Below are 19,830 nucleotides of genomic sequence, written 5' to 3' on the forward strand. Positions count from 1 at the left end.
CAGTGCGGTTACGCTCGCGGCCCTAGTCCGAGACCACCTCGACGGGAACGTCGTCCGCCCAGGGCTGCCGGGTCACCATGTCGGCCACCCGGACGAACCCGCGCTCGAACTCCCCCGTCGCCGCATCCACCAGGCGGTAGGCCTGCGTCTGCTTGTGAATCGGTTGCGCGTCGAGCAGGACCACCCGCACCTCACCCGGCTCGAAATGGCAGCGCTGCTGCAACGCGGCGATCAGTTGCTCGTTGTGCATGTGGCCGTCACCGAAGTTCCACCCGAGGGCGGTGCTGCAGATCCGCTCACCGTCGGTGATGACGTAGTCGTCCTCGTTCTGGCCCGCCATGGCGCGGTGCGCCAGCGTGAACAGCGCCCGGCCGTGAGTGTTGAAGCCGCGGAACGCATATCCCATGTAGATCGGGATCTGCGCCGCCTCGGGGCTGCCGTAGAACCGCTCCAGCTGGGCCTGCGGCATGCTGGCGATCGCGACGATGCCCCGCGAGATCTTCTCGCTCGCCGATCCCTTGATGCACCACAGCGTGGTGTCCCAGTTGCCCGCGTAGTACCGCATGCCGGGCAGGAACGAGATCTTGCGCGGGAACATGTTGCCGAGCACCACGACTCCCACGATGACGGCGAACAGAACCGCGACCAAAACCGGGTGTCTCAAATCGGCCAGCCCGAGGCGGGCGTGCGCGACGAACAGCGACAGCACCCCGAAGATCATGAAGACGTTCCACTCCAGCGGCACCCCCATCGGGATCGACAGCAGGATGCCGAGGTGGAAACACACCATCACGACGGCGGCCACGGTGATGGGCCAGCCGCCGTGACAGAAGAACAGTGGCAGCGGCACGAGCATCTCGATGGCCGTGCTGAGGTGCGCGAGCCAGCGCGACAGCCGCCCGGGACGCAGGTCGTCCGGGAACTTCTCGAAGAAGCGCCGTTTCAGCCACCGGGGTCGCACCAGTGGGTTGTTGGACATCATCGTGGAGATGACGAACGGGAAGTGCTTGTTGAGCTTCGACGTCGCCGCGCCCATCCAGATGACCAGGAACACCACCTTGGACCCGACGATCATGTCGACGCCGCCGAAGAGGAAGGTTACGGCCATGGTGGCGTACACCTCGCCGCGGGCGGCCAGGAAGATCACCTTGTCGCGCAACCCGAGCACGCCCAGCGTCAGCAGGATCAGGACGATCTTCCACCACGGCAACAGCCCCACCATGGTGCCCAGTTCCGGTACCGGGCCGGTGCCGTCGGCGAACAGCGCGCTCAGCGTCAGCAGGAGCAAGAGCGCGTACAGCGCAACATCGACGGGCTTGCGCTTGGTTCCCCTGGTCCACGGGACGCGGTCGGGCCACGGTGGCAACCGGATGGTGCCGAACCGCATCCAGTACAGGATCGAGCCCATTGGCGGGAAGAAGCGGTTGTTCAGCGGCCCGAAGCCGCAGCCCAGGCCGATCACCTCGAACAGCATCGTGTAGAGGACGACCTTCTCGAACACGATTGGCTCGGACCACCACGACGCCACGTGAGTGAATCCGCCGAGACCATTGGTGGCCGACGCGAACAGCCAGCCGCCGAGGATGTAAAGGAGGATCTTGACGACGTAGAACAGGTGCAGGACGATCGGCGTGCCGAACCCGACCTCGGCCCAGTGTTTGGCCATCGGGCGGATCTTTTCGCTGCGGGTGCCCTTGTTCCATTCGTCCATGTCGATCTGCGGCAGGTCGGGCTTCAGGAATCCCATGGTCTGAAGACTAGAACCTGTTCTAGCCCCGCGCGATCACGTTCGGGCAAAGTTTCCTTTGCCCGCGGGTTCTTGGCCGGATACCGTCGGATGAAGCCGCGCCCGAGGAGAGTCCACCATGAAGACACTTCGGTTCGCCCTGGCCGCAGCGCTGGCCGCCGCCTCTCCGTTCGCCTTCGTCGCCGGTCCGTCCCGCGCCGACGCCCCGGGGCCCGGCGAAGCGTGCACCGTGCTGCACGCGACCACCCAGGACGCCAACGGCCGGACCATGTGGTGCAACCCGACGATGACCGGCGCCCACACGCTGGTGTGGCAGTATGGCGGCCCGGCCTAGGGGCTGGGGCCGTCCGCTAACCGACCACCACCAACAGGTCACCACCCTCGACTTGAGCGGTCCGCGAAACGGCAATCCGCGCGACCTTCCCGGCCTTCGCGGTGGTGACCGCGGCCTCCATCTTCATCGCCTCGATCGTCGCAATCGTCTGTCCCGCTTCCACTTCGTCCCCGACGTCCACGGTCACCGTGACGACGCCGGCGAACGGCGCGGCGACGTGGTCGGGGTTTGTGCGGTCGGCCTTTTCGGCGGCCGGCACGTCCGCGGCGATGCTCCGGTCGCGCACCAAGACGGGGCGCAACTGCCCGTTGAGGATGCACATCACGGTACGCATGCCGCGCTCGTCGGCATCGGAGATGGCCTCCAGACCGATCAGCAACTCCACGCCGCGCTCGAGCTCGACGCGGTGCTCATCGCCCTGCCGCAGCCCGTAGAAGAACTGGTTGGCGCTCAGCCGCGACGTGTCGCCGTACTGCTCACGGTGATCCTCGAGCTCTTTCGTGGGCCCGGGGAACAGCAGGCGGTTCAGCGTCGCTTGGCGCTCGGCGCCCGGCAGGGCCAACGCCCTTTCGTCTGCGGACGACAGGTGTTGTTCCGGCCTCGCCGGACCGCGACCCTGTAACGCCTTGGTGCGCAACGGCTCCGGCCAGCCACCGGGCGGGTCACCGAGTTCCCCGCGCAGAAAGCCGATGACGGAGTCGGGGATGTCGTAACGGGCGGGGTCGTCGGCGAAATCCTGCGCGCTGACGCCCGCACCGACCAGCGCCAGCGCCAGGTCCCCGACCACCTTGCTCGACGGGGTGACCTTCACCAGGTGCCCCAGGATCGCGTCGGCCCCGGCATAGGCGTCTTCGATGTCTTCGAAGCGGTCACCGAGGCCCAGGGCGATGGCCTGCTGGCGCAGGTTGGACAGTTGGCCGCCCGGGATTTCGTGGCGGTAGACCCGGCCGGTTGGAGCCGGCAGCCCGGATTCGAACGGCGCGTAGACCTTGCGCAGCGCCTCCCAGTACGGCTCCAGTTCGCACACCGCCGCCAGCGACAGCCCCGTGTCGCGGCTGGTGTGCGCCGCGGCGGCCACGATCGACGACAGCGCGGGCTGGCTCGTCGTCCCTGCGAGCGGGGCCGCGGCGCCGTCGACCGCGTCGGCTCCGGCGTGCCAGGCCGCGGCATAGGTGGCGAGCTGCCCGCCGGGGGTGTCGTGGGTGTGCACGTGCACCGGCAGGTCGAACCGCGACTTCAGCGCCGAGACCAGCGTGGTGGCGGCGGGGCGCGCAACAACCCGGCCATGTCCTTGATCGCCAGCACGTGCGCGCCCGCCGAGACGATCTGTTCGGCCAGCTTCAGATAGTAGTCCAGGGTGTAGAGCTTTTCGGCCGGATCGCTGAGATCGCCGGTGTAGGACATCGCCACCTCGGCGACGGCGGTGCCGGTGTTGCGGACCGCGTCGATCGCAGGGCGCATCGAGTCAACGTTGTTCAGCGCGTCGAAGATTCGGAAGATGTCGATGCCGGTCGCCGTCGCCTCCTCGACGAACGCCGTCGTGACGGTCGCCGGATAGGGCGTGTAGCCAACGGTGTTGCGGCCGCGCAGCAGCATCTGCAGGCATACGTTGGGCACCGCCTCGCGCAGGGCCGCCAGCCGCTCCCACGGGTCCTCTTTCAGAAAGCGCAGGGCGACATCGTATGTCGCCCCGCCCCAACATTCGATCGACAGCAGCTGCGGCATTGTGCGGGCGATGTGGGGCGCCACCATGATCAGTCCGCTGGTGCGCACCCGCGTGGCCAGGAGGGACTGGTGCGCGTCGCGGAACGTGGTGTCCGTGACGCCCACGCCGCGCGATTCCCGCAGCCAGGACGCGAAACCCTCCGGTCCCAGTTCGGTGAGGAGTTGCTTGGATCCAGCAGGCGGGTCCGCCGACAGGTCGATGTCGGGGAGCTTGTCGTAGGGATACACGGTCGAGGGGCGCTCGCCGTGCGGCTTGTTGACCGTGACGTCGGCCAAGTAACTGAGGATCTTGGTGCCGCGGTCGGCCGAGCTGCGCGCGGTGAGCAGCTGCGGACGCTGTTCGATGAACGACGTCGTGATTCGGCCGGCCCGAAAATCGGGATCGTCCAGAACCGCTTGCAGGAACGGGATGTTCGTCGACACCCCGCGGATGCGGAACTCCGCGACCGCGCGCCGCGCCCGGCGTACGGCGGTGGCGAAATCGCGCCCTCGGCAGGTCAGCTTGATCAGCATCGAGTCGAAGTGCGCGCTGATCTCCGCACCCAGCGTCGTACCGCCGTCCAGCCGAATCCCCGCGCCGCCCGGGGTGCGATAGGCGGTGATCCGGCCGGTGTCGGGACGGAAGCCGTTGGCCGGATCCTCGGTGGTGATGCGACACTGCAACGCGGCACCGTGCGGGACGACCGAATCCTGGCTCAGGCCAAGCTGTTCCAGGGTCTGCCCGGCGGCGACCCGCAGTTGGGCAGACACCAGGTCGACATCGGTGATCTCCTCGGTGACGGTGTGCTCCACCTGAATGCGGGGGTTCATCTCGATGAAGACGTGGTTGCCCCGCTCGTCGAGCAGGAATTCCACCGTGCCCGCACACGTGTAGCCGATACTTTGCGCGAACGCCACCGCGTCCGCGCAAATGCGCTCGCGCAGTTGGGGATCCAGGTTCGGCGCCGGCGCGATCTCGATGACCTTCTGGTGGCGGCGTTGAACGCTGCAGTCCCGCTCGTAGAGGTGGATGACGTTTCCCTGGGTGTCGGCCAGGATCTGCACCTCGATGTGGCGCGGGTCGAGCACGGCCTGCTCGAGGAACACCGAGGCGTCGCCGAAGGCGGACTCGGCCTCGCGGCTGGCCGCCTCGATCGCCTCGGGCAGGGCCGCCGGGTCGGCGACCCGCCGCATGCCGCGGCCGCCCCCGCCGGCCACCGCCTTGACGAACAGCGGAAACGTCATCGACTCGGAAGCCGACACCAGCTCTTCCACCGACGTCGAGGGCGCGGAGGAGGCCAGCACCGGCAGACCCGCCGCCCGCGCCGCTGCGATGGCCCGCGACTTGTTGCCCGTCAGCTCCAGCACCTCCGCGCTGGGGCCCACGAACGTGATCCCCGCCGAAACGCATGCCGCGGCCAGGTCCGGATTCTCCGACAGGAATCCGTAGCCCGGGTAGATGGCGTCCGCTCCGCAGGCCAGCGCCGTCGCGACGATGTCGTCGACCGACAGGTAGGCGCGCACCGGATGACCCTGCTCGCCGATCTGATACGACTCATCGGCCTTCAGCCGATGCACGGAGTTGCGGTCCTCGTACGGATAGACCGCCACGGTGGCGATTTCCAGCTCGTAGGCGGCGCGGAAGGCGCGGATCGCGATCTCCCCGCGATTGGCGACCAGTACTTTGGCGAACACGCTCTTTACGATAGAGCGCGCTGCGCCGGCCCGACGTATTCGCTGAGCGGACGGATCAACGCGTTCGACGCGGTCTGCTCCATGATGTGGGCCGTCCACCCGGTGATGCGGCTCATCACGAAGACGGGCGTGAAGCAGGCGACGTCCACGCCCATGAGGTAGTAGGCGGGCCCGGTCGGGAAGTCCAGGTTCGGCTTGATGCCCTTGGCCTCGGCCATGCCCTCTACCAGCACGTCATAGATGTCGAGCCACTTCTGACCGTGGCGAACGGCGGCGACGCGGTCGAGGGCTTCCTTCATGGTCGGTACGCGCGAGTCACCGTTCTTGTAGACCCGGTGGCCGAATCCCATGATCTTCTCTTTGCGGGCAAGCTTGCCCTGCAACCACTCCGAGGCCTTTTCGGCGCTGCCGATTTCGAGCATGTCGTGCATCACCGCCTCGTTGGCGCCACCGTGCAGCGGACCCTTGAGCGCGCCAATGGCCGCCGTCACCGCGCTGTACATGTCGGATTGGGTGGAGGTGACCACCCGTGCGGCGAACGTGGAGGCGTTGAAGCTGTGCTCGGCGTAGAGAATCATCGATTGCTCGAAGGCGTCCACGATCACTTGCTCGGGGACATCGCCGAAGCACATGTGCAGGAAGTTCTGCGCGTAATCCATGTGGCTGTGCGGGGCGACGGGTTCCAGGCCGCGTCGCCGTCGCATGTCGGCGGCGACGATGGTGGGCAGCACCGCGAACATCCGCAGCGCCTTGGCGTGGTTTGCCGCCGCGCTGCTGTCGTCCTCCTCGGGATCTTCGGCGCCCATGGAGCTGATGAAGGTGCGCACCACGTCCATCGGGTGGCAGGTGTCGGGCAATTTGGCCAACAGCGACAACTGGGACCGGTTTAGCCGGCGGGCGGCGCGTTCCCGTTGGGTGAACAGGGCCAACTGCTGGTCGCTGGGCAGCTCCCCGTGCCACAGCAAGTAGGCAACCTGCTCGAAACTGCAGTGCGCGGCCAGATCCTGCACCGCGTACCCGCGATAGGTCAGCGAGTTGGTCTCCGGCACCACCTTGGAGATGGCGGTGGTGTCCACCACGACACCGGCCAGGCCCTTGCAGATGCGGGGTTTGTTCTCTTCGATGGTGCTCATTGCGCGACCCCTTCGAGGGTGAAGTTGTAGGTATCGGAATCGAATTGGTTGTAGTCGGCGTAGCGGAGCAGCTCGTAGAGCCGGCTGCGGGGCTGCATGCGCCCGACGAGCCCGGATTGTGTTCCGGTGTCGTCGATTTCGCGGAGGCCGGCCTCGACGGCATGCATGGCCAACCGCAAAGTTGTCACGGGGTAGATCACCAGGTTGTAGCCGATGTCGGAGAGTTGCCGGGCGCTCAGTAGCTGCGATTTGCCGAATTCGGTCATGTTGGCCAGTAACGGCGTGTCCACGGCGGCACGGAACTGTTCGAATTCGGCCGGCGTGTGCAGGGCTTCGGTGAAGATCAGGTCTGCGCCCGCGTCGGCATAGGCCCTGGCCCGATCGACCGCGGCGGGCAGGCCCTCGATGCCCGCGGCGTCGGTCCGGGCGCAGATGACGAAGTTGGGATCGCGCCTGGCCGACACCGCGGCCCGTAGACGTTTGATCATCGAGGGGGCGGGCACCACCGTCTTCCCGTCGAGGTGGCCGCAGCGCTTGGGGTTCTCCTGGTCCTCCAGGTGACAGCCGGCCAGCCCGGCGTCCTCCAACACGGCCACGGTGCGGGCGGCGTTCATCGGTTCACCGAAGCCGGTGTCGGCGTCGATGAACGTCGGCAGTTCGGTGGCCGCGGCGATCTGCGCGCCCCGGGCGCTGACCTCAGTCAGCGTGGTGAGCCCGATGTCAGGCATGCCCAGGTCGGCCGACACCACCGCACCGGAGACGTACACGCCATCGAACCCGAGATCGGCGACCAGCTTGGCCACCAGGGGTGAGAACGCGCCCGGAAACCGTTGCAGGCGCCCGCTTTCCAGCGCAGCTCGAAAGGCTGCGCGTTTGCCGGATGCAGGCACGGCGCTGCTGACGAGCCCGTTCATCCGAAGATCCCCGGGGGAATCGCGGGCGCCTTGTCGAGCACCCGCGGACCGACCGCGATGTTGAGCGCGCTCAGAGTCCCGGCCTGCAGGTCCGGGAGGGCTTCGGCCGACGACAGGAACCGCCGCTGCTCGGTCGCGCTGACGACACCCTCGGCCAGCTCGGTGAACTTCCCGATGTACTGCTTGCGCTCGAACGGCCGAGCCCCCAGCGGATGAGCGTCGGCGACGGCGATCTCGTCGACGATGACGTCGCCGTTTTTCAGGGTGATTTCCGCCCGCCCACCGAATGCCTTCTCGGCAGGATCGATGGAGTGGTAGCGCCGGGTCCATCCGGGATCCTCGACCGTCGAGATCTTCCGCCACAGCTCGATGGTGTCGGGCCGGCGTGCCCGTTCAGTTGTGTAGGACCGCTCGTGATGCCAGGTGCCGTCCTGCAGCGCGACGGCGAAGATGTACATCACGGAGTGGTCCAGCGTCTCACGCGATGCGTCGGGGTCGAACTTCTGCGGATCACCTGAGCCCGTGCCGATCACGTGGTGCGTGTGATGGCTGGTGTGCAGCACGATCGCCGCGACCTGCGCCAGATCACCGATCCGCTCGCGCAGCCTGCGGGCCAGGTCGATAAGGGCCTGGCTCTGGTATTCCGCCGAGTGCTGCTTGGTATAGCTGTCCAGGATGGCCCGTTTGGGCTCGCCGGGCTCCGGCAGTGGGACCCGGTAGGTGTGTTCGGGACCCGAGAGCAGCCAGGCGATCACCCCGTCCTCACCCTCCCAGATGGGCGCCGGTGCGCCCTCGCCGCGCATGGCGCGGTCGACGGCCTCGATGGCGACCTTGCCGGCCCACGCCGGCGCGTACGCCTTCCAGCTCGAGATCAGGCCCTTGCGTGCCTGCCGGGTGGACGTGGTCAGGTGCAGCGCCTGGCCGATCGCCTGGTAGATGGTCTCCTTGTCGAGACGCAACATGGTGCCCAGGCCCGCGGCTACCGACGGGCCGAGGTGCGCGACGTGGTCGATCTTGTGCTCGTGCAGGGAAATCCCCTTGGCCAGGTCGATCTGGATCTCGTAGCCGGTCGCGATGCCCCGGATCAGGTCCGCGCCACCGATCCCGAGGTGCTGGGCCACGGCCACCAGGGCGGGGATGTTGTCGCCGGGGTGCGAATACTCGGCGGCCAGGAAGGTGTCGTGGAAATCCAGTTCGCGCACGGCCACGCCGTTGGCCCAGGCGGCCCACTCCGGTGAGTAGTCGCCGTTGACGCCGAAAACCTTTGCGCCCGGGGATGAGACGGGATGCGCCTGCGCCTGGGCGCGGGCGACGGCCACCGGGCGGCGGATCACGGACGCGGCCGAGACCGCGGCGTTGTCGATGACGCGGTTGATCACCATCGCCTCGGTGTCCGCGGGCACCGCTACCGGGTCGGTCGCGACCTCGGCGATCTTCCAGGCCAGGTGCTCGCTTCGGGGAAAGTTTTCGGCGCTGCGCCGGGTGCGGACCTCGTGTACTCGCATAAGCCGCACAGTACGCAGCGCCCAACCCCGGGTAAATGCCCTAAATAAGCGTATTTATGTGTCCACATCCACGTGATCTTGCGGATCTTGTGTAAGCGCATGCGCGTATCGTGACACCCGTGGTGAAGACGTTTGCCGGCGCCCGCCTACGGCGGCTCCGGGAGGACCACGGGCTGAGCCAGGTGGCCTTGGCGCGCGCCCTGGGGCTGTCGACGAGCTATGTCAATCAATTGGAAAACGACCAGCGCCCCCTCACCGTGCCGGTGTTGTTCACCCTCACGGAGCGTTTCGGCCTGCCGGCTCAGTACTTCGCGCCGGAATCCGACGCTCGCCTGGTCTCGGATTTGCGGGAGGTTCTCGCCGAGGCGCCCGCCACCGCCGCGCAGATCGAAGAGTTGGTCGCGCGCATGCCCGCGGTCGGACAGACGCTGATCAACCTCCACCGGCGGTTGCACGACGCCACCGCCGACCTCGAAGCGCTGCACAGCCGGGCCAACGCCGAGGTTTCCGCGGCTCCCCAGCAGCCGATGCCCTTCGAGGAGGTGCGGGACTTCTTCTACGACCGCAAGAACTACATCGGTGAGCTCGACCTCGCCGCCGAGGAATTGTTCGAACTCAACCGCCTGCGGATCGGTGGACTCGACACTGCGCTGGCGCAGTTCCTCGATGAGGAGCTAGGCGTGACCGTAATCGTCGACGACGGCCGGACGCTGAATCGTAACTCCAAGCGCCTATTTCGGCCGGATCAGCGGACCTTGTACGTGGCGCGGTGGCTGCGTCCGGGTCAACGCGCATTCCAGTTGGCGACCCAGGTGGCGCTGCTCACCCAGGCCGAGCTGATCAGCGGCATCATCGCGGCCGACGACCAACTCAGCGACGACGCCCGCAGTGTGGCCCGCATCGGCCTGGCCAACTATTTCGCTGGCGCCCTGCTCCTCCCCTACCGGCAATTCCTCGATGCCGCCGAGAGTGTCCGCTATGACATCGACCGGTTGGCGCGACGGTTCGAGGTGGGCTTCGAGACGATCTGCCATCGGTTATCCACTCTGCAACGCCCCAGCGCACGGGGGGTTCCCTTCATCTTCGTCCGGACCGATAGCGCGGGCAACATCTCGAAACGCCAGTCCGCCACGGGTTTTCACTTCTCTCGGGTGGGTGGTAACTGTCCGCTGTGGGTGGTTCACCAGGCGTTCTCCCGACCGGGGCAGTTTCTGACGCAGGTCGCCCAGATGCCCGACGAGCGCACCTACTTCTGGGTTGCGCGGACCACGGCGGCGGACCACGACAGTTACCTCGGCCCCGACAAGAGCTTCGCGATCGGGCTGGGATGCGACGTGGCCCACGCCGAAAAGCTCGTCTATTCCGTTGGCATCGACCTGGGAAGTCGCGAGGCGACGGTGCCCATTGGGGCGGGATGCAAGATCTGCGATCGCCCGTCCTGCCCACAACGGGCCTTCCCCTACCTCGGCCGTCCGGTGCGCGTCGATCCGCACACCAGCACGGACCTGCCCTACCCACCGGCCATCGCACCTGAACCACCACGGAAATGTCCGTGAACCCGCTACTGTCGCGGCCGCGCCGGGTGTAGTTTGCTGCTGGGGTGGCGCTCATCGAGGAGCTGGTCGTGGCGGACGTCGATTACTGCGTGGTCGGTGCCGGATTCGCGGGCCTGGCGGCGGCCCTGCGGTTGAGCCGAGCCGGGCATTCCGTGACATTGCTGGAGGCGCGCGACCGCGTCGGCGGCCGCACATTCACCGAAACCCGCGCCGACGGCAGCTGGGTCGATCGCGGCGGGGCGTGGGTCGGCCCGGGCCAGGACCGGATCCATGCGCTGATGGCCGAGTTCGGCGTGCCGGAATACAAGCAGTACAACGACGGCGACGCCATGATGGTCATCGACGGCAAGAAGCACCGCTACGGCGGAACCATCCCGTGGACGATGAGCCCGTGGGCGGTCGCCAACCTGGGCCTGGCGCTGCGCGCGGTGGAAAAGATGTGCAATTCCGTTCCTGGCGAATGCCCCTGGGAGGCAAGGGATGCCGCCGAGTGGGACCGGATCAGCCTGGGCGAGTGGCTTGACCGGAACACCATGTCCAAACCGGCCCGCGAGATGCTCGACATGGCGCTGGCCGGGGCTTACACGTCCGCGGCGTCCGAGGTGTCGATGCTGTGGGTGCTGGCCCAGATGGGATCGGCCGGCGGCCCCACCTTCGTCATCTCAAGCAGGGGCGGCTCCCAGGACGCCCGCCCGATCGGCGGGATGGGCGCCGTCTACGGCCCGATGGCCGCCGAACTGGGCGATGCCGTGCAGCTGTCGCGACCGGTCCGGCAGGTCAGCCAGGATGCCGACGGCGTGACCGTGCGCGCGGACGGCGTCACGGTGCGCGCGCGGCGGGTCATCGTCACCATCCCGCTGGCGATCGCCGCCTCGATCGACTACGAGCCGATGCTGCCGGTGGACCGGGCGTTCCTGCACCAGCGCATGCCCGGCGGCGCCGTCCTCAAGACCTCGGTGGTCTACGACGAGCCGTTCTGGCGGGCGGACGGGTTGTCCGGTCAGACGGCCGCGCCGGGCTCACTCGCCTCGCTGACCATCGACGCCTGCACCGACACGGGCAACCCGGGGATCATGTGCGCCATCTCCGAGGGCGTCGCGGCGCGCCGGTTGGGCAGGCTCACCGAGGCCGAGCGCCAGGCGGCGATCGTCGGCGAGTTGGTCGACCGCTTCGGCGCGAGGGCGCGAACGCCGCGGGAGTACCACGAGCAGAACTGGACCACCGAGCGATACTCCGGGGGCGGCATGATCAGCCACGCCCCGACCGGCGTGCTCACCGAATTCGGCTACACCCTGCGCGAGCCGTGCGGCCGCATCCACTGGGCCGGGACCGAAAGCTCGACCGTCATGTGCGGGTGGATCGATGGCGCGATCCGTTCGGGTGAGCGCGCCGCCGACGAGGTCCGGGAAGCCGAGGCCGTCTCCGCCGGCTGAACGGCTCCGACCGTCACCCCGCTTGCTTGGCCGGCGGCCGGTAGAAGATCACCAGCTGGCCGATCGCCCCGGCAAGACCGAGGACGACCGAGATCAGCAGGCCGTACCAGCCGTCGAACCAGTTCTTCCCGAAGATCAGCCAGTCCAGGCTGAACTTGCCGGCGCCGAGGGTCGCGACGACGACGGCGGCCACCGCCAGCACCAGGTTGTACTCCCAGCCTTCCTTGACGATGAAGAAGCCGTTGGCCCGGTGCACGGTCCAGGCGGCGACCAGCATCAGCGAGACGAAGCCCGCCGCGGGGATAGGAGTGAGCAGGCCCGCCGCCAGCCCCAGCCCGGCGGCCATTTCGGTCGTGGCGGCCACCGTGGCGTGGAATTTGCCGGGCTTCATCCCGATGCTCTCGAACCATCGCGCCGTGCCGGGGATGCGGCCGCCGCCGAAGAACTTGTTGTAGCCGTGGGCGGCCAGCGTCAGGCCCAGCACCAGCCGAAGGATCAGTACGCCGACGTAGTAGGCAGTCATACGTGCAAACCTAGATCATGCGGCGGATCGGGTAATAGCGGCGCGAGCAGCTAACTTCACCGGTCCATGTGGGAACATAGCGGGCGTTCCGACGTTGGCCGAATGAGCAGCCGAATGGCGAAGGGGGTGCAACCATGGCTCGTGCCTCACGAGGCACCGTCTCCCCCGAAGGCACCCTGCACAACGCCGTGGTCTTGCTGGATGGGCGCGGCGACGAGCCACGGGAAGTCCTCGGCAACAAGGGCTACGGCGTCGAGCTCATGCGCCGGCACGGGCTGCCGGTGCCGCCCGCGTTCTGCATCACCATCGGGGTCGGGGCCCGGTACCTGACGGAGCCGGGCGCGACCGTGGACGCGATCTGGGACGAGGTGCTCGACGGGGTGGCCTGGCTGGAGCGCGAGACCGGCCGCACGTTCGGGCGCGGCCCCCGACCGCTGCTGGTCAGCGTCCGTTCCGGGGCCACCCAGTCCATGCCCGGCATGATGGACACGATTCTCGACCTGGGCGTCAACGAGGCCGTCGAGCGCTCCCTCACCGCGGCCGGGGCGGCGCGCTTCGCCCGCGACATCCGGGAGCGGTTGGACCGCATGTATCGGCGCATCGTGGGCGGCGCGGTTCCCGACGATCCGTACACCCAGCTGCACGCCGGCATCAGGGCGGTGTTCGACTCCTGGAATTCGCCACGCGCGGTCGCCTACCGCACGCATTACGGCCTCGACGACCGCGGCGGCACGGCCGTCATCGTGCAGGCGATGGTGTTCGGCAACCGTGGCTCCAGATCCGGTGCCGGCGCGTTGTTTTCGCGCAACCCGATCACGGGCGCCGATGAGCCGTTCGGCGAATGGCTACCCGGCGGCCAGGGCGACGAGGTGGTGTCGGGATCGGTCGACGTCGAACCCATCGCGGCGCTGCACGACGAGCAACCGGACGTCTACGACGAACTGCTGGGCGCCGCCCGCCTGCTGGAACGGCTCGCCTCCGATGTCCAGGAGATCGAATTCACCGTCGAGGACGGCAACCTGTGGTTGCTGCAGACGCGGGCGGCCGAGCGGTCGGCGCAGGCGGCGATACGTCTGGCGCTGCGACTGCGCCGCGAGGGCCTCATCGACGACGCCGAGGCGCTGCGCCGTGTGACCCCGGCGCACGTCGAGAATCTGCTGCTGCCCGCCCTGCAACCCGAAACTCGTTTGGCGGCACCGCTCTTGGCAAGGGGCCTGCCCGCCTGCCCGGGTGTGGCGACGGGCAAAGCCTATACGGACGTGGACGAGGCGCTCGACGCCGCCGACCGGGGCGAGCGGGTGATCCTCGTCCGCGACCACACGCGGCCCGAAGACGTGCTCGGCATGCTGGCCGCACAGGGCATCGTCACCGAGGTCGGCGGCGCCGCCAGCCATGCGGCCGTGGTAAGCCGCGAACTGGGCCGGGTGGCCGTGGTGGGGTGCGGCAGGGGCGTGGCGGCGGCACTGTCCGGCAGACAGGTCACGGTCGACGGCGCCGAAGGTGAAGTGCGCGAAGGCAACCTCACCCTGTCCGCGTGGTCGGAGAACGACACGCCGGAACTACGCGAGCTCGCCGACCTCGCGCGACGGGTCTGCCCGCTGCGGGCGCACGCTGTGGGCGCTCACCCGCGGCTGGACGACACCTCCGACGCCGCGGTCCGCGCAGCCATGGACGCCGGCCTGTCCGACGTGGTGTCGGCCACTCCCCTGATCGTCATGCTGACCGCCCTGCGGCTGGCGGGCCGGGCGGGCGGGTGACCGAACTGGCCGTGTTGCAGGCCGTCCGGCTCAAGGGCCGGGTGCGGCCCGCTGAGCTGGCCGCGACCTTGAACGACGACCTCGCGAACATCGGCGACACCGTCGAGCGGCTTACCGCGGCGGGACTGCTGATCGACGGCGCGACGCTGCGAATCAGTCCCGGCGGCCGCGCCAGGCTGGAGACGCTGCTGGCGCAGGAGCGCGACGGCGTCGATCACGCCGCAATGCTCGGCGTTTACAACGACTTTCGTGCCGTCAATGCCGAATTCAAATCTCTGGTCACGGACTGGCAGTTGTACGGCGGCCCGCAGGGCCGCCCCAACGCCCACGACGACGCGGAATACGACGCGGCGGTGCTGCGACGCCTCGACCGCGTGCACGCGCGGGTGGTCCCGCTCATCGAGACGGCCGCGACGCAGCTGCCTCGACTGGGCGGCTACGCGGTCAAATTGCGTGCGGCCCTGGACAAAATCAAAGCCGGCGACACTGCCTGGCTGACCAGGCCGCTGGTCGACTCCTACCACACCGTGTGGTTCGAGCTGCACGAGGAACTCATCGTCGCGGTCGGCCTGACCCGCGCGGCCGCCGCCAAATCCGGTGATGCGCAATAGGTTACAGCGCCGCATCCAGTAGCCGCACATACGCGTCGATGTCACCGACCGCCGACTCGGCCGCGTGCACGCTGATCACGACCGTCTCGCCGATGCCGTGCACGCCGTGGGTGAGGCCCATCATCGGCGACAGCGCCGGAAATCCCGCGGTCAACACCACCCGCGCCTCGCCGAGCCCGAGATCGGCGGCTCCCCGATACACGCTGGACACCACGGTGTTGCCGGCCACCTCCGCCGGGCGGACATCCGGGTCGAACTGGGCCACGCCCCACCGCAGCAGCGACGCCGGTACCGCCGCCAACGCCCGATCCGCGGCGCCGGTCGCCGGATGCTCGAAGCGGCGCCGCCCGTTGGCCAGGTCTGCGGCGATCCGCTCGGCGCGCAAACCCGGCTCGAGAGTCGGATACAACCCGACGACGACGTTCCCGAAGTGGTTGTTGGCTTGCCGTTCACCGGGTTTGGCCATCGGGACCTCCGCGCCCAGCGAATCGGCCGCCGCACCGATCAGGCGGGACAGCGCTGTGGACACGGCGCCGAGCACGCCAACGGTGACGGTGGGCCCGGGCAGCTGGGCGCGGCGGCGCACGACGGTGCGCACCGAGATGGCACCGTCCGGGCGGGCGTTGGTGGGCAGCGGCGGCCGCGACCCCAGCCCCGGCGCCAGCAGGCCCGCGCGGGTGTCGCGCTCGAACCGGTGGTGCGTGCGCGCGGCCTGGACCGCCCGCGCCGGCAGGAAGCCCGATCTTGGCTCGGGCACCCGCGGCACCGGGGTGGGCCGGCCCAACAGCCGGGCCGCCATCGCCGCGGCACGGTTCCCGTCGGCCAGCGCGTGCGCCACCTGCATGACCGCAACCGCACCCGGGCCGTCGACGCCCGGGATGCCCCGGACCGGGCTGAACAGGTGCAGTCGCCACGGCATGCGCCGCGCGTCGAGCTGGCTGCGCGCCAGGCCGACGACGGCGGTCAGGCATCCGCTCCAACTGTCGCCGCCAAGGTCGTGGCGGACCAGCCACTGCGGCCCGACGGTGGCCGGCACCCACCGCGGGTAGGCCAGCCGACTGCCCTCTTCGACTCGCACCGCCAGCTCCGGGCACCCCCGCCCCCGAACAAGGATCTCCTCGACCGCGCGCCCCGGATCGGCCGGTGCGCCGTCGAATGCATAGAGGAGGAACTCGTCGTTCGGGATCTTCGCCGACGTCCAGTAGAACTGCGCGTCGACGGCGGCCATCCGGCGCCCGGCTGCCATGGCGCGCGGCCTCAGGCGGCCGGACCGATGAACCCGAGGATCAGGTCGGCGACCTTGTTCGGCTGTTCGAGCTGCAGGAAGTGCCCGGCGTGTTCGACGATGTCGGCCTCGCTGCCCGCCGGCAACGCCTTCTCGGTCCAGCGGGTGAACGCCGATGTCATGCAGCCGTCGTCGCGGCCGTGCAGGTACAGGCACGGCAGCAGCGGCGCCTCGGTCCACAGCCGGTGTAACTCCGCGTACTGCGCGGGCGGCCGGGTATTGCGGATCGTGGCCCGGTACGGTCCCAGCGCCGCCCGCCAGCTCTCCGGTGTGCCGATCGCGGCGTCGACGTGACGGAGGTCGTCCTCGGCGCCGCGGTAACCAGGTGACCACCGCCGCCACAGCAGCGGTAGCACCCACGACGCGGAATGTGCCGGCAGGAAGGGCAACTGGAAATAGAACATGTACCAGCTGCGCAATAGCTGGCGCGAGATCAGGCCGGCGAGGCGGCCTCGCTCGGCGAGGCCTGCACGCTGGCGGAGGCCGGCCGAGACGGGCACCGACATGATCACCGCCTTGGCGAACGGGCTGTCGGGCATGGCGGCCAGGCCGGTGGCGGCGAGCGCACCCCAGTCATGACCGATCACGATGTCTCGTGGTGTGCCGCCGGCGGCTTCGCGCACCCGCAGCGCGTCGTCCATCAAGGCGCCGATGTGATAGCTGCCGTCGGTCGGGATCGATGAGGGCGCGTACCCGCGCATGAAGGGTGCGACGACCCGCCACCCCGATTCGGCCAGCAGGGGTGCAAGCTTGCGCCACCCATAGGGCGTGTCGGGGAAGCCGTGCAGGCACAGCGCGACCGGGGCGTCACTCGGTCCCCACGTGAGCGCCTTGAGGTCACCGGCCCGGCCCTTGACGTCGATCCAGCCTGCTTCACCCATGGCGCGCCACCTGGCCGGACCCTGGGGCGAGCCGCTCGAACCGGGTGGCCCATCGAACACCGTCCGCCATGTTCCCTCCCTGCTCGTGGCGTCGCAGGGACCAACCTACCCCTGCCCGAACGGGGCGCACCGGCCGCGATCGGGAGTCACCGAGGCGCTACGACGGCAAGCGTTTTCGCCAACGGCTCATTGGACGGGTTCGCCGGCCACCGCCCGCTCCAGGTCGGCGATGATGATCTTGCGCATGCCGTACATCGCCTGGGTGGCGGCCGCGGCGCGGGCGCGATCGGGGTCGCCGATCAGCTCGTACAGCCGATCCGGAACGATTTGCCAGCTCAGGCCGAAGCGGTCCTTCAGCCAGCCGCACTGCGACTCCTCGCCGCCATCGCTGAGCCGGTCCCAGTAGTAGTCCACCTCGTCCTGGTCCTTGCAGTGCACGGTAAAGGACACCGCCTCGCTGAACGAGAACAGCGGTCCACCGTTGATCCCGATGAACCGGTTGCCGTCCAGCACGAAGCTGCCCGACAGGACGGTGCCCGGTTCGCCGGGTCCGGCCTCGGTGGTCCGGTTCATCCCTTCGATGCGCGAGTCGGGGAACACCGAGGTGTAGAACTCGGCCGCTTCCTCCAGATTGTCGTCGAACCACAGCGTGGGGGTGATGGCAGGCATGGCGCCTCCTTGTCGAGGGTCTTCGAGATGGGGTCTACCTGACTGACCGCGCCCACGGCAAGAAGTCACCGCAGACCGCGTCGCCCCGCCATCGGGGTACCGGCGCGACGGGTGAATAGACAACCTAGGTAACGTCGGAGGGCGATCTACCGAGAGGACGCCCGTGAGTGCCGTGAGCAGCACACCCCTGACGGTCCAGTTCGCCGGCCGCGACGGCATCGCCCTGGTCGCCGACGAATGGAACCGCGGCATCGAGTCGGCGGGCCGGCCGTCCATCCTCATGTTGCATGGCGGCGGCCAGAACAGGTTCTCATGGAAGAACACCGGCCAGATCCTGGCCGACGAGGGCTTCCACGTCGTCGCCCTGGACAGCCGCGGACACGGTGACAGCGACCGCGCCCCCGACGCCGACTACGCCGTAGACACGCTGACCGCCGACGTCATGGAGGTGCTGGCGGCCGTCGGCCGGCCCGTGATGATCATCGGGGCGAGCATGGGCGGGTTGACCGGCATCCTCGCCGCCCACCAGGCCGGACCCGACCGCGTGACCCAGCTGGTGCTCGTCGACGTGGTGCCGCGGTTCGAGAAGGGCGGCAGCGCGCGCATCCGCGACTTCATGATGGGCAACATCGACGGCTTCGACACCCTGGACCAGGCCGCCGACGCCGTCGCCGAGTACCTGCCGTACCGGGCCAAGCCGCGCAGCCCGGAAGGGCTGAAGAAGAACCTGCGGCTGCGCGACGGGCGCTGGTATTGGCACTGGGACCCGGCCTTTATGACCAAACCCGGCGACGACCCCGAGCTGCGCACGGAGAAATTCGAGCACGCGGCCGCGAACCTGACGATCCCGGTAATGCTGATTCGCGGCAAATTATCCGACGTCGTCAGCCCCGAGGGCGTCCAGCACTTCCTGGAAACGGTGCCGGGCGCGGAGTTCGTCGAGCTGTCCAACGCCGGGCACACCGCGGCCGGCGACGACAACGACGCCTTCAGCGACGTCGTGGTCGGGTTCGTCAAGCGCAGTTGATCGCGGGCGGACGGCTCAGTTGGCCGGCTTCTCCGCGTGTCCGCCGAACTGCTTGCGCATCGCCGACAGCGCCTTGTTGGCGAAGTCGTCGAGCTGCCGCGACGCGAAGCGCGACTGCAGGGCGGTGGTCAGCACCGGCGACGGGACACCCTCGTCGATCGCCGCGATAGCCGTCCAGCGGCCCTCCCCGGAGTCGGACACCCGCCCGGAGAACTCCTTGAGGTCGGGCGAGTCGTGCAGCGCGATCGCGGTCAGGTCCAGCAGCCAGGAGCCGATGACGCTGCCCCTGCGCCACACCTCGGCGACCTCGGGGATGTCGAAATCGTATTGGTAGAACTCCGGATTCGACAGCGGCGCTGTTTCGGCGTCACCCTCGTTCACGTGCTTGCCGATGTCGGCATTGCGCAGAATGTTGAGCCCCTCGGCGAGCGAGGCCATCATCCCGTACTCGATGCCGTTGTGCACCATCTTCACGAAGTGCCCGGCGCCGGACGGCCCGCAGTGCAGGTAGCCCTTCTCCGCCTGCGCGACCTCGCCGTCGCGTCCCGGGGTGCGCGGCGCCGCGTCGACGCCAGGCGCGACGCTGGCGAAGATCGGCTCGGCGCGGGCGAAAGCTTCGTCGTCACCGCCGATCATCAGGCAGTAGCCGCGCTCGCGGCCCCACACGCCGCCGCTGGTGCCGCAGTCGAGTAGATGAATTCCCCGCTCCGCCAACGCTTCTGCGTGGCGGATGTCGTCGCGGTAGTACGAGTTGCCGCCGTCGATCACGATGTCCCCGGCGTCGAGCGTCTGGGCGAGCTCCTTGATCACCCCGGTGACGATCGTTCCGGCCGGCACCATCACCCAGACCACGCGCGGGGCTTCCAGCTTCTCGGCGAGCTCCTGCAATGACGACACCCCGGTGGTCTTGTCCTCCCCCGCCATGGCCTTGACCGCGTCGGGGTTGTGGTCATACACCACGCACTCGTGGCCGTCCTTGGTCAGGCGGCGAACGATGTTGGCGCCCATCCGGCCCAGGCCGATCATCCCAAGCTGCATGTCCTGTTCTCCTTCTTG

The 19,830-nt window shown here is 68.6% G+C and carries 15 protein-coding genes and 1 pseudogene; 6 read left to right on the top strand and 10 right to left on the bottom strand.

What is annotated here, in order from left to right; translation table 11 throughout:
• Window positions 1-22: 22 nt before the first annotated feature.
• Window positions 23-1,747, bottom strand: coding sequence for a DUF3556 domain-containing protein (locus G6N56_RS10765; protein ID WP_085253923.1), 1,725 nt, complete (start codon window positions 1,745-1,747; stop codon window positions 23-25).
• Between the two features lie 118 nt (window positions 1,748-1,865).
• Here G6N56_RS10765 and G6N56_RS10770 point away from each other — a divergent pair, with 118 nt between their 5' ends.
• A complete protein-coding gene (locus G6N56_RS10770) occupies window positions 1,866-2,081 on the top strand; it encodes a hypothetical protein (protein WP_085253922.1) in 216 nt (71 codons plus the stop codon).
• Window positions 2,082-2,097: 16 nt separating this feature from the next.
• Here G6N56_RS10770 and G6N56_RS10775 read toward each other — a convergent pair.
• The 4 genes and pseudogenes from G6N56_RS10775 to prpD all read right to left on the bottom strand — a co-directional run bounded on the left by G6N56_RS10775 (window position 2,098) and on the right by prpD (window position 9,032).
• A pseudogene (locus G6N56_RS10775) lies at window positions 2,098-5,480 on the bottom strand (pyruvate carboxylase).
• Window positions 5,481-5,485: 5 nt separating this feature from the next.
• Window positions 5,486-6,613, bottom strand: a complete 1,128-nt coding sequence (locus G6N56_RS10780; RefSeq protein ID WP_085253920.1) for a bifunctional 2-methylcitrate synthase/citrate synthase — start codon at window positions 6,611-6,613, stop codon at window positions 5,486-5,488.
• Window positions 6,610-7,527: a methylisocitrate lyase gene (prpB, locus tag G6N56_RS10785; RefSeq protein WP_085253919.1), complete on the bottom strand. Its 918-nt coding sequence runs from the start codon at window positions 7,525-7,527 to the stop codon at window positions 6,610-6,612. Before prpB ends, G6N56_RS10780 begins: the two co-directional genes overlap by 4 nt.
• Entirely contained in the window at window positions 7,524-9,032 is a 1,509-nt protein-coding gene (prpD, locus tag G6N56_RS10790; RefSeq protein WP_085253918.1) for a 2-methylcitrate dehydratase PrpD, read from the bottom strand. The genes prpB and prpD overlap by 4 nt, the downstream gene beginning before the upstream one ends.
• A 110-nt stretch (window positions 9,033-9,142) precedes the next feature.
• Here prpD and G6N56_RS10795 point away from each other — a divergent pair, with 110 nt between their 5' ends.
• Window positions 9,143-10,588 carry a short-chain fatty acyl-CoA regulator family protein gene (locus G6N56_RS10795; protein ID WP_142280417.1) on the top strand — a complete coding sequence of 482 codons (1,446 nt, stop codon included), beginning with the start codon at window positions 9,143-9,145 and terminating at the stop codon, window positions 10,586-10,588.
• A 68-nt stretch (window positions 10,589-10,656) separates the two neighbouring features.
• Entirely contained in the window at window positions 10,657-12,021 is a 1,365-nt protein-coding gene (locus G6N56_RS10800; RefSeq protein WP_085253959.1) for a flavin monoamine oxidase family protein, read from the top strand.
• A gap of 13 nt (window positions 12,022-12,034) precedes the next feature.
• Here the strand turns inward: G6N56_RS10800 and G6N56_RS10805 are convergent, their stop codons facing one another.
• Window positions 12,035-12,544 (bottom strand): DoxX family protein, encoded by a 510-nt coding sequence (locus tag G6N56_RS10805; RefSeq protein WP_085253916.1) that lies wholly within the window; start codon window positions 12,542-12,544, stop codon window positions 12,035-12,037.
• 134 nt (window positions 12,545-12,678) lie between these two features.
• Here G6N56_RS10805 and G6N56_RS10810 point away from each other — a divergent pair, with 134 nt between their 5' ends.
• The gene (locus G6N56_RS10810) at window positions 12,679-14,301 is read left to right on the top strand and encodes a pyruvate, phosphate dikinase (protein ID WP_085253915.1); all 1,623 of its coding nucleotides are present in this window, start codon (window positions 12,679-12,681) and stop codon (window positions 14,299-14,301) included.
• Window positions 14,298-14,912, top strand: coding sequence for a MarR family transcriptional regulator (locus G6N56_RS10815; protein WP_085253914.1), 615 nt, complete (start codon window positions 14,298-14,300; stop codon window positions 14,910-14,912). The genes G6N56_RS10810 and G6N56_RS10815 overlap by 4 nt, the downstream gene beginning before the upstream one ends.
• A 1-nt stretch (window position 14,913) precedes the next feature.
• On the opposite strand, the gene G6N56_RS10820 is transcribed toward G6N56_RS10815, so the two are convergent.
• From G6N56_RS10820 to G6N56_RS10830, 3 genes are all read right to left on the bottom strand, one after another.
• A complete protein-coding gene (locus G6N56_RS10820) occupies window positions 14,914-16,140 on the bottom strand; it encodes a WS/DGAT/MGAT family O-acyltransferase (RefSeq protein WP_085253958.1) in 1,227 nt (408 codons plus the stop codon).
• Window positions 16,141-16,169: 29 nt separating this feature from the next.
• Window positions 16,170-17,078, bottom strand: a complete 909-nt coding sequence (locus tag G6N56_RS10825; protein ID WP_085253913.1) for an alpha/beta fold hydrolase — start codon at window positions 17,076-17,078, stop codon at window positions 16,170-16,172.
• Window positions 17,079-17,264: 186 nt separating this feature from the next.
• Window positions 17,265-17,747, bottom strand: a complete 483-nt coding sequence (locus G6N56_RS10830) for a VOC family protein (protein ID WP_085253912.1) — start codon at window positions 17,745-17,747, stop codon at window positions 17,265-17,267.
• Window positions 17,748-17,910: 163 nt separating this feature from the next.
• Here G6N56_RS10830 and G6N56_RS10835 point away from each other — a divergent pair, with 163 nt between their 5' ends.
• Window positions 17,911-18,774, top strand: a complete 864-nt coding sequence (locus G6N56_RS10835; protein ID WP_085253911.1) for an alpha/beta fold hydrolase — start codon at window positions 17,911-17,913, stop codon at window positions 18,772-18,774.
• A 15-nt stretch (window positions 18,775-18,789) separates the two neighbouring features.
• Here the strand turns inward: G6N56_RS10835 and gnd are convergent, their stop codons facing one another.
• On the bottom strand, window positions 18,790-19,812 hold the full coding sequence (gene gnd, locus G6N56_RS10840) for a phosphogluconate dehydrogenase (NAD(+)-dependent, decarboxylating) (protein WP_085253910.1): 1,023 nt from the start codon (window positions 19,810-19,812) through the stop codon (window positions 18,790-18,792).
• Between the last annotated feature and the right edge of the window lie 18 nt (window positions 19,813-19,830).

The organism is Mycobacterium saskatchewanense, assembly GCF_010729105.1.
In the GTDB taxonomy this organism is placed as follows: Bacteria; Actinomycetota; Actinomycetes; order Mycobacteriales; family Mycobacteriaceae; genus Mycobacterium; species Mycobacterium saskatchewanense.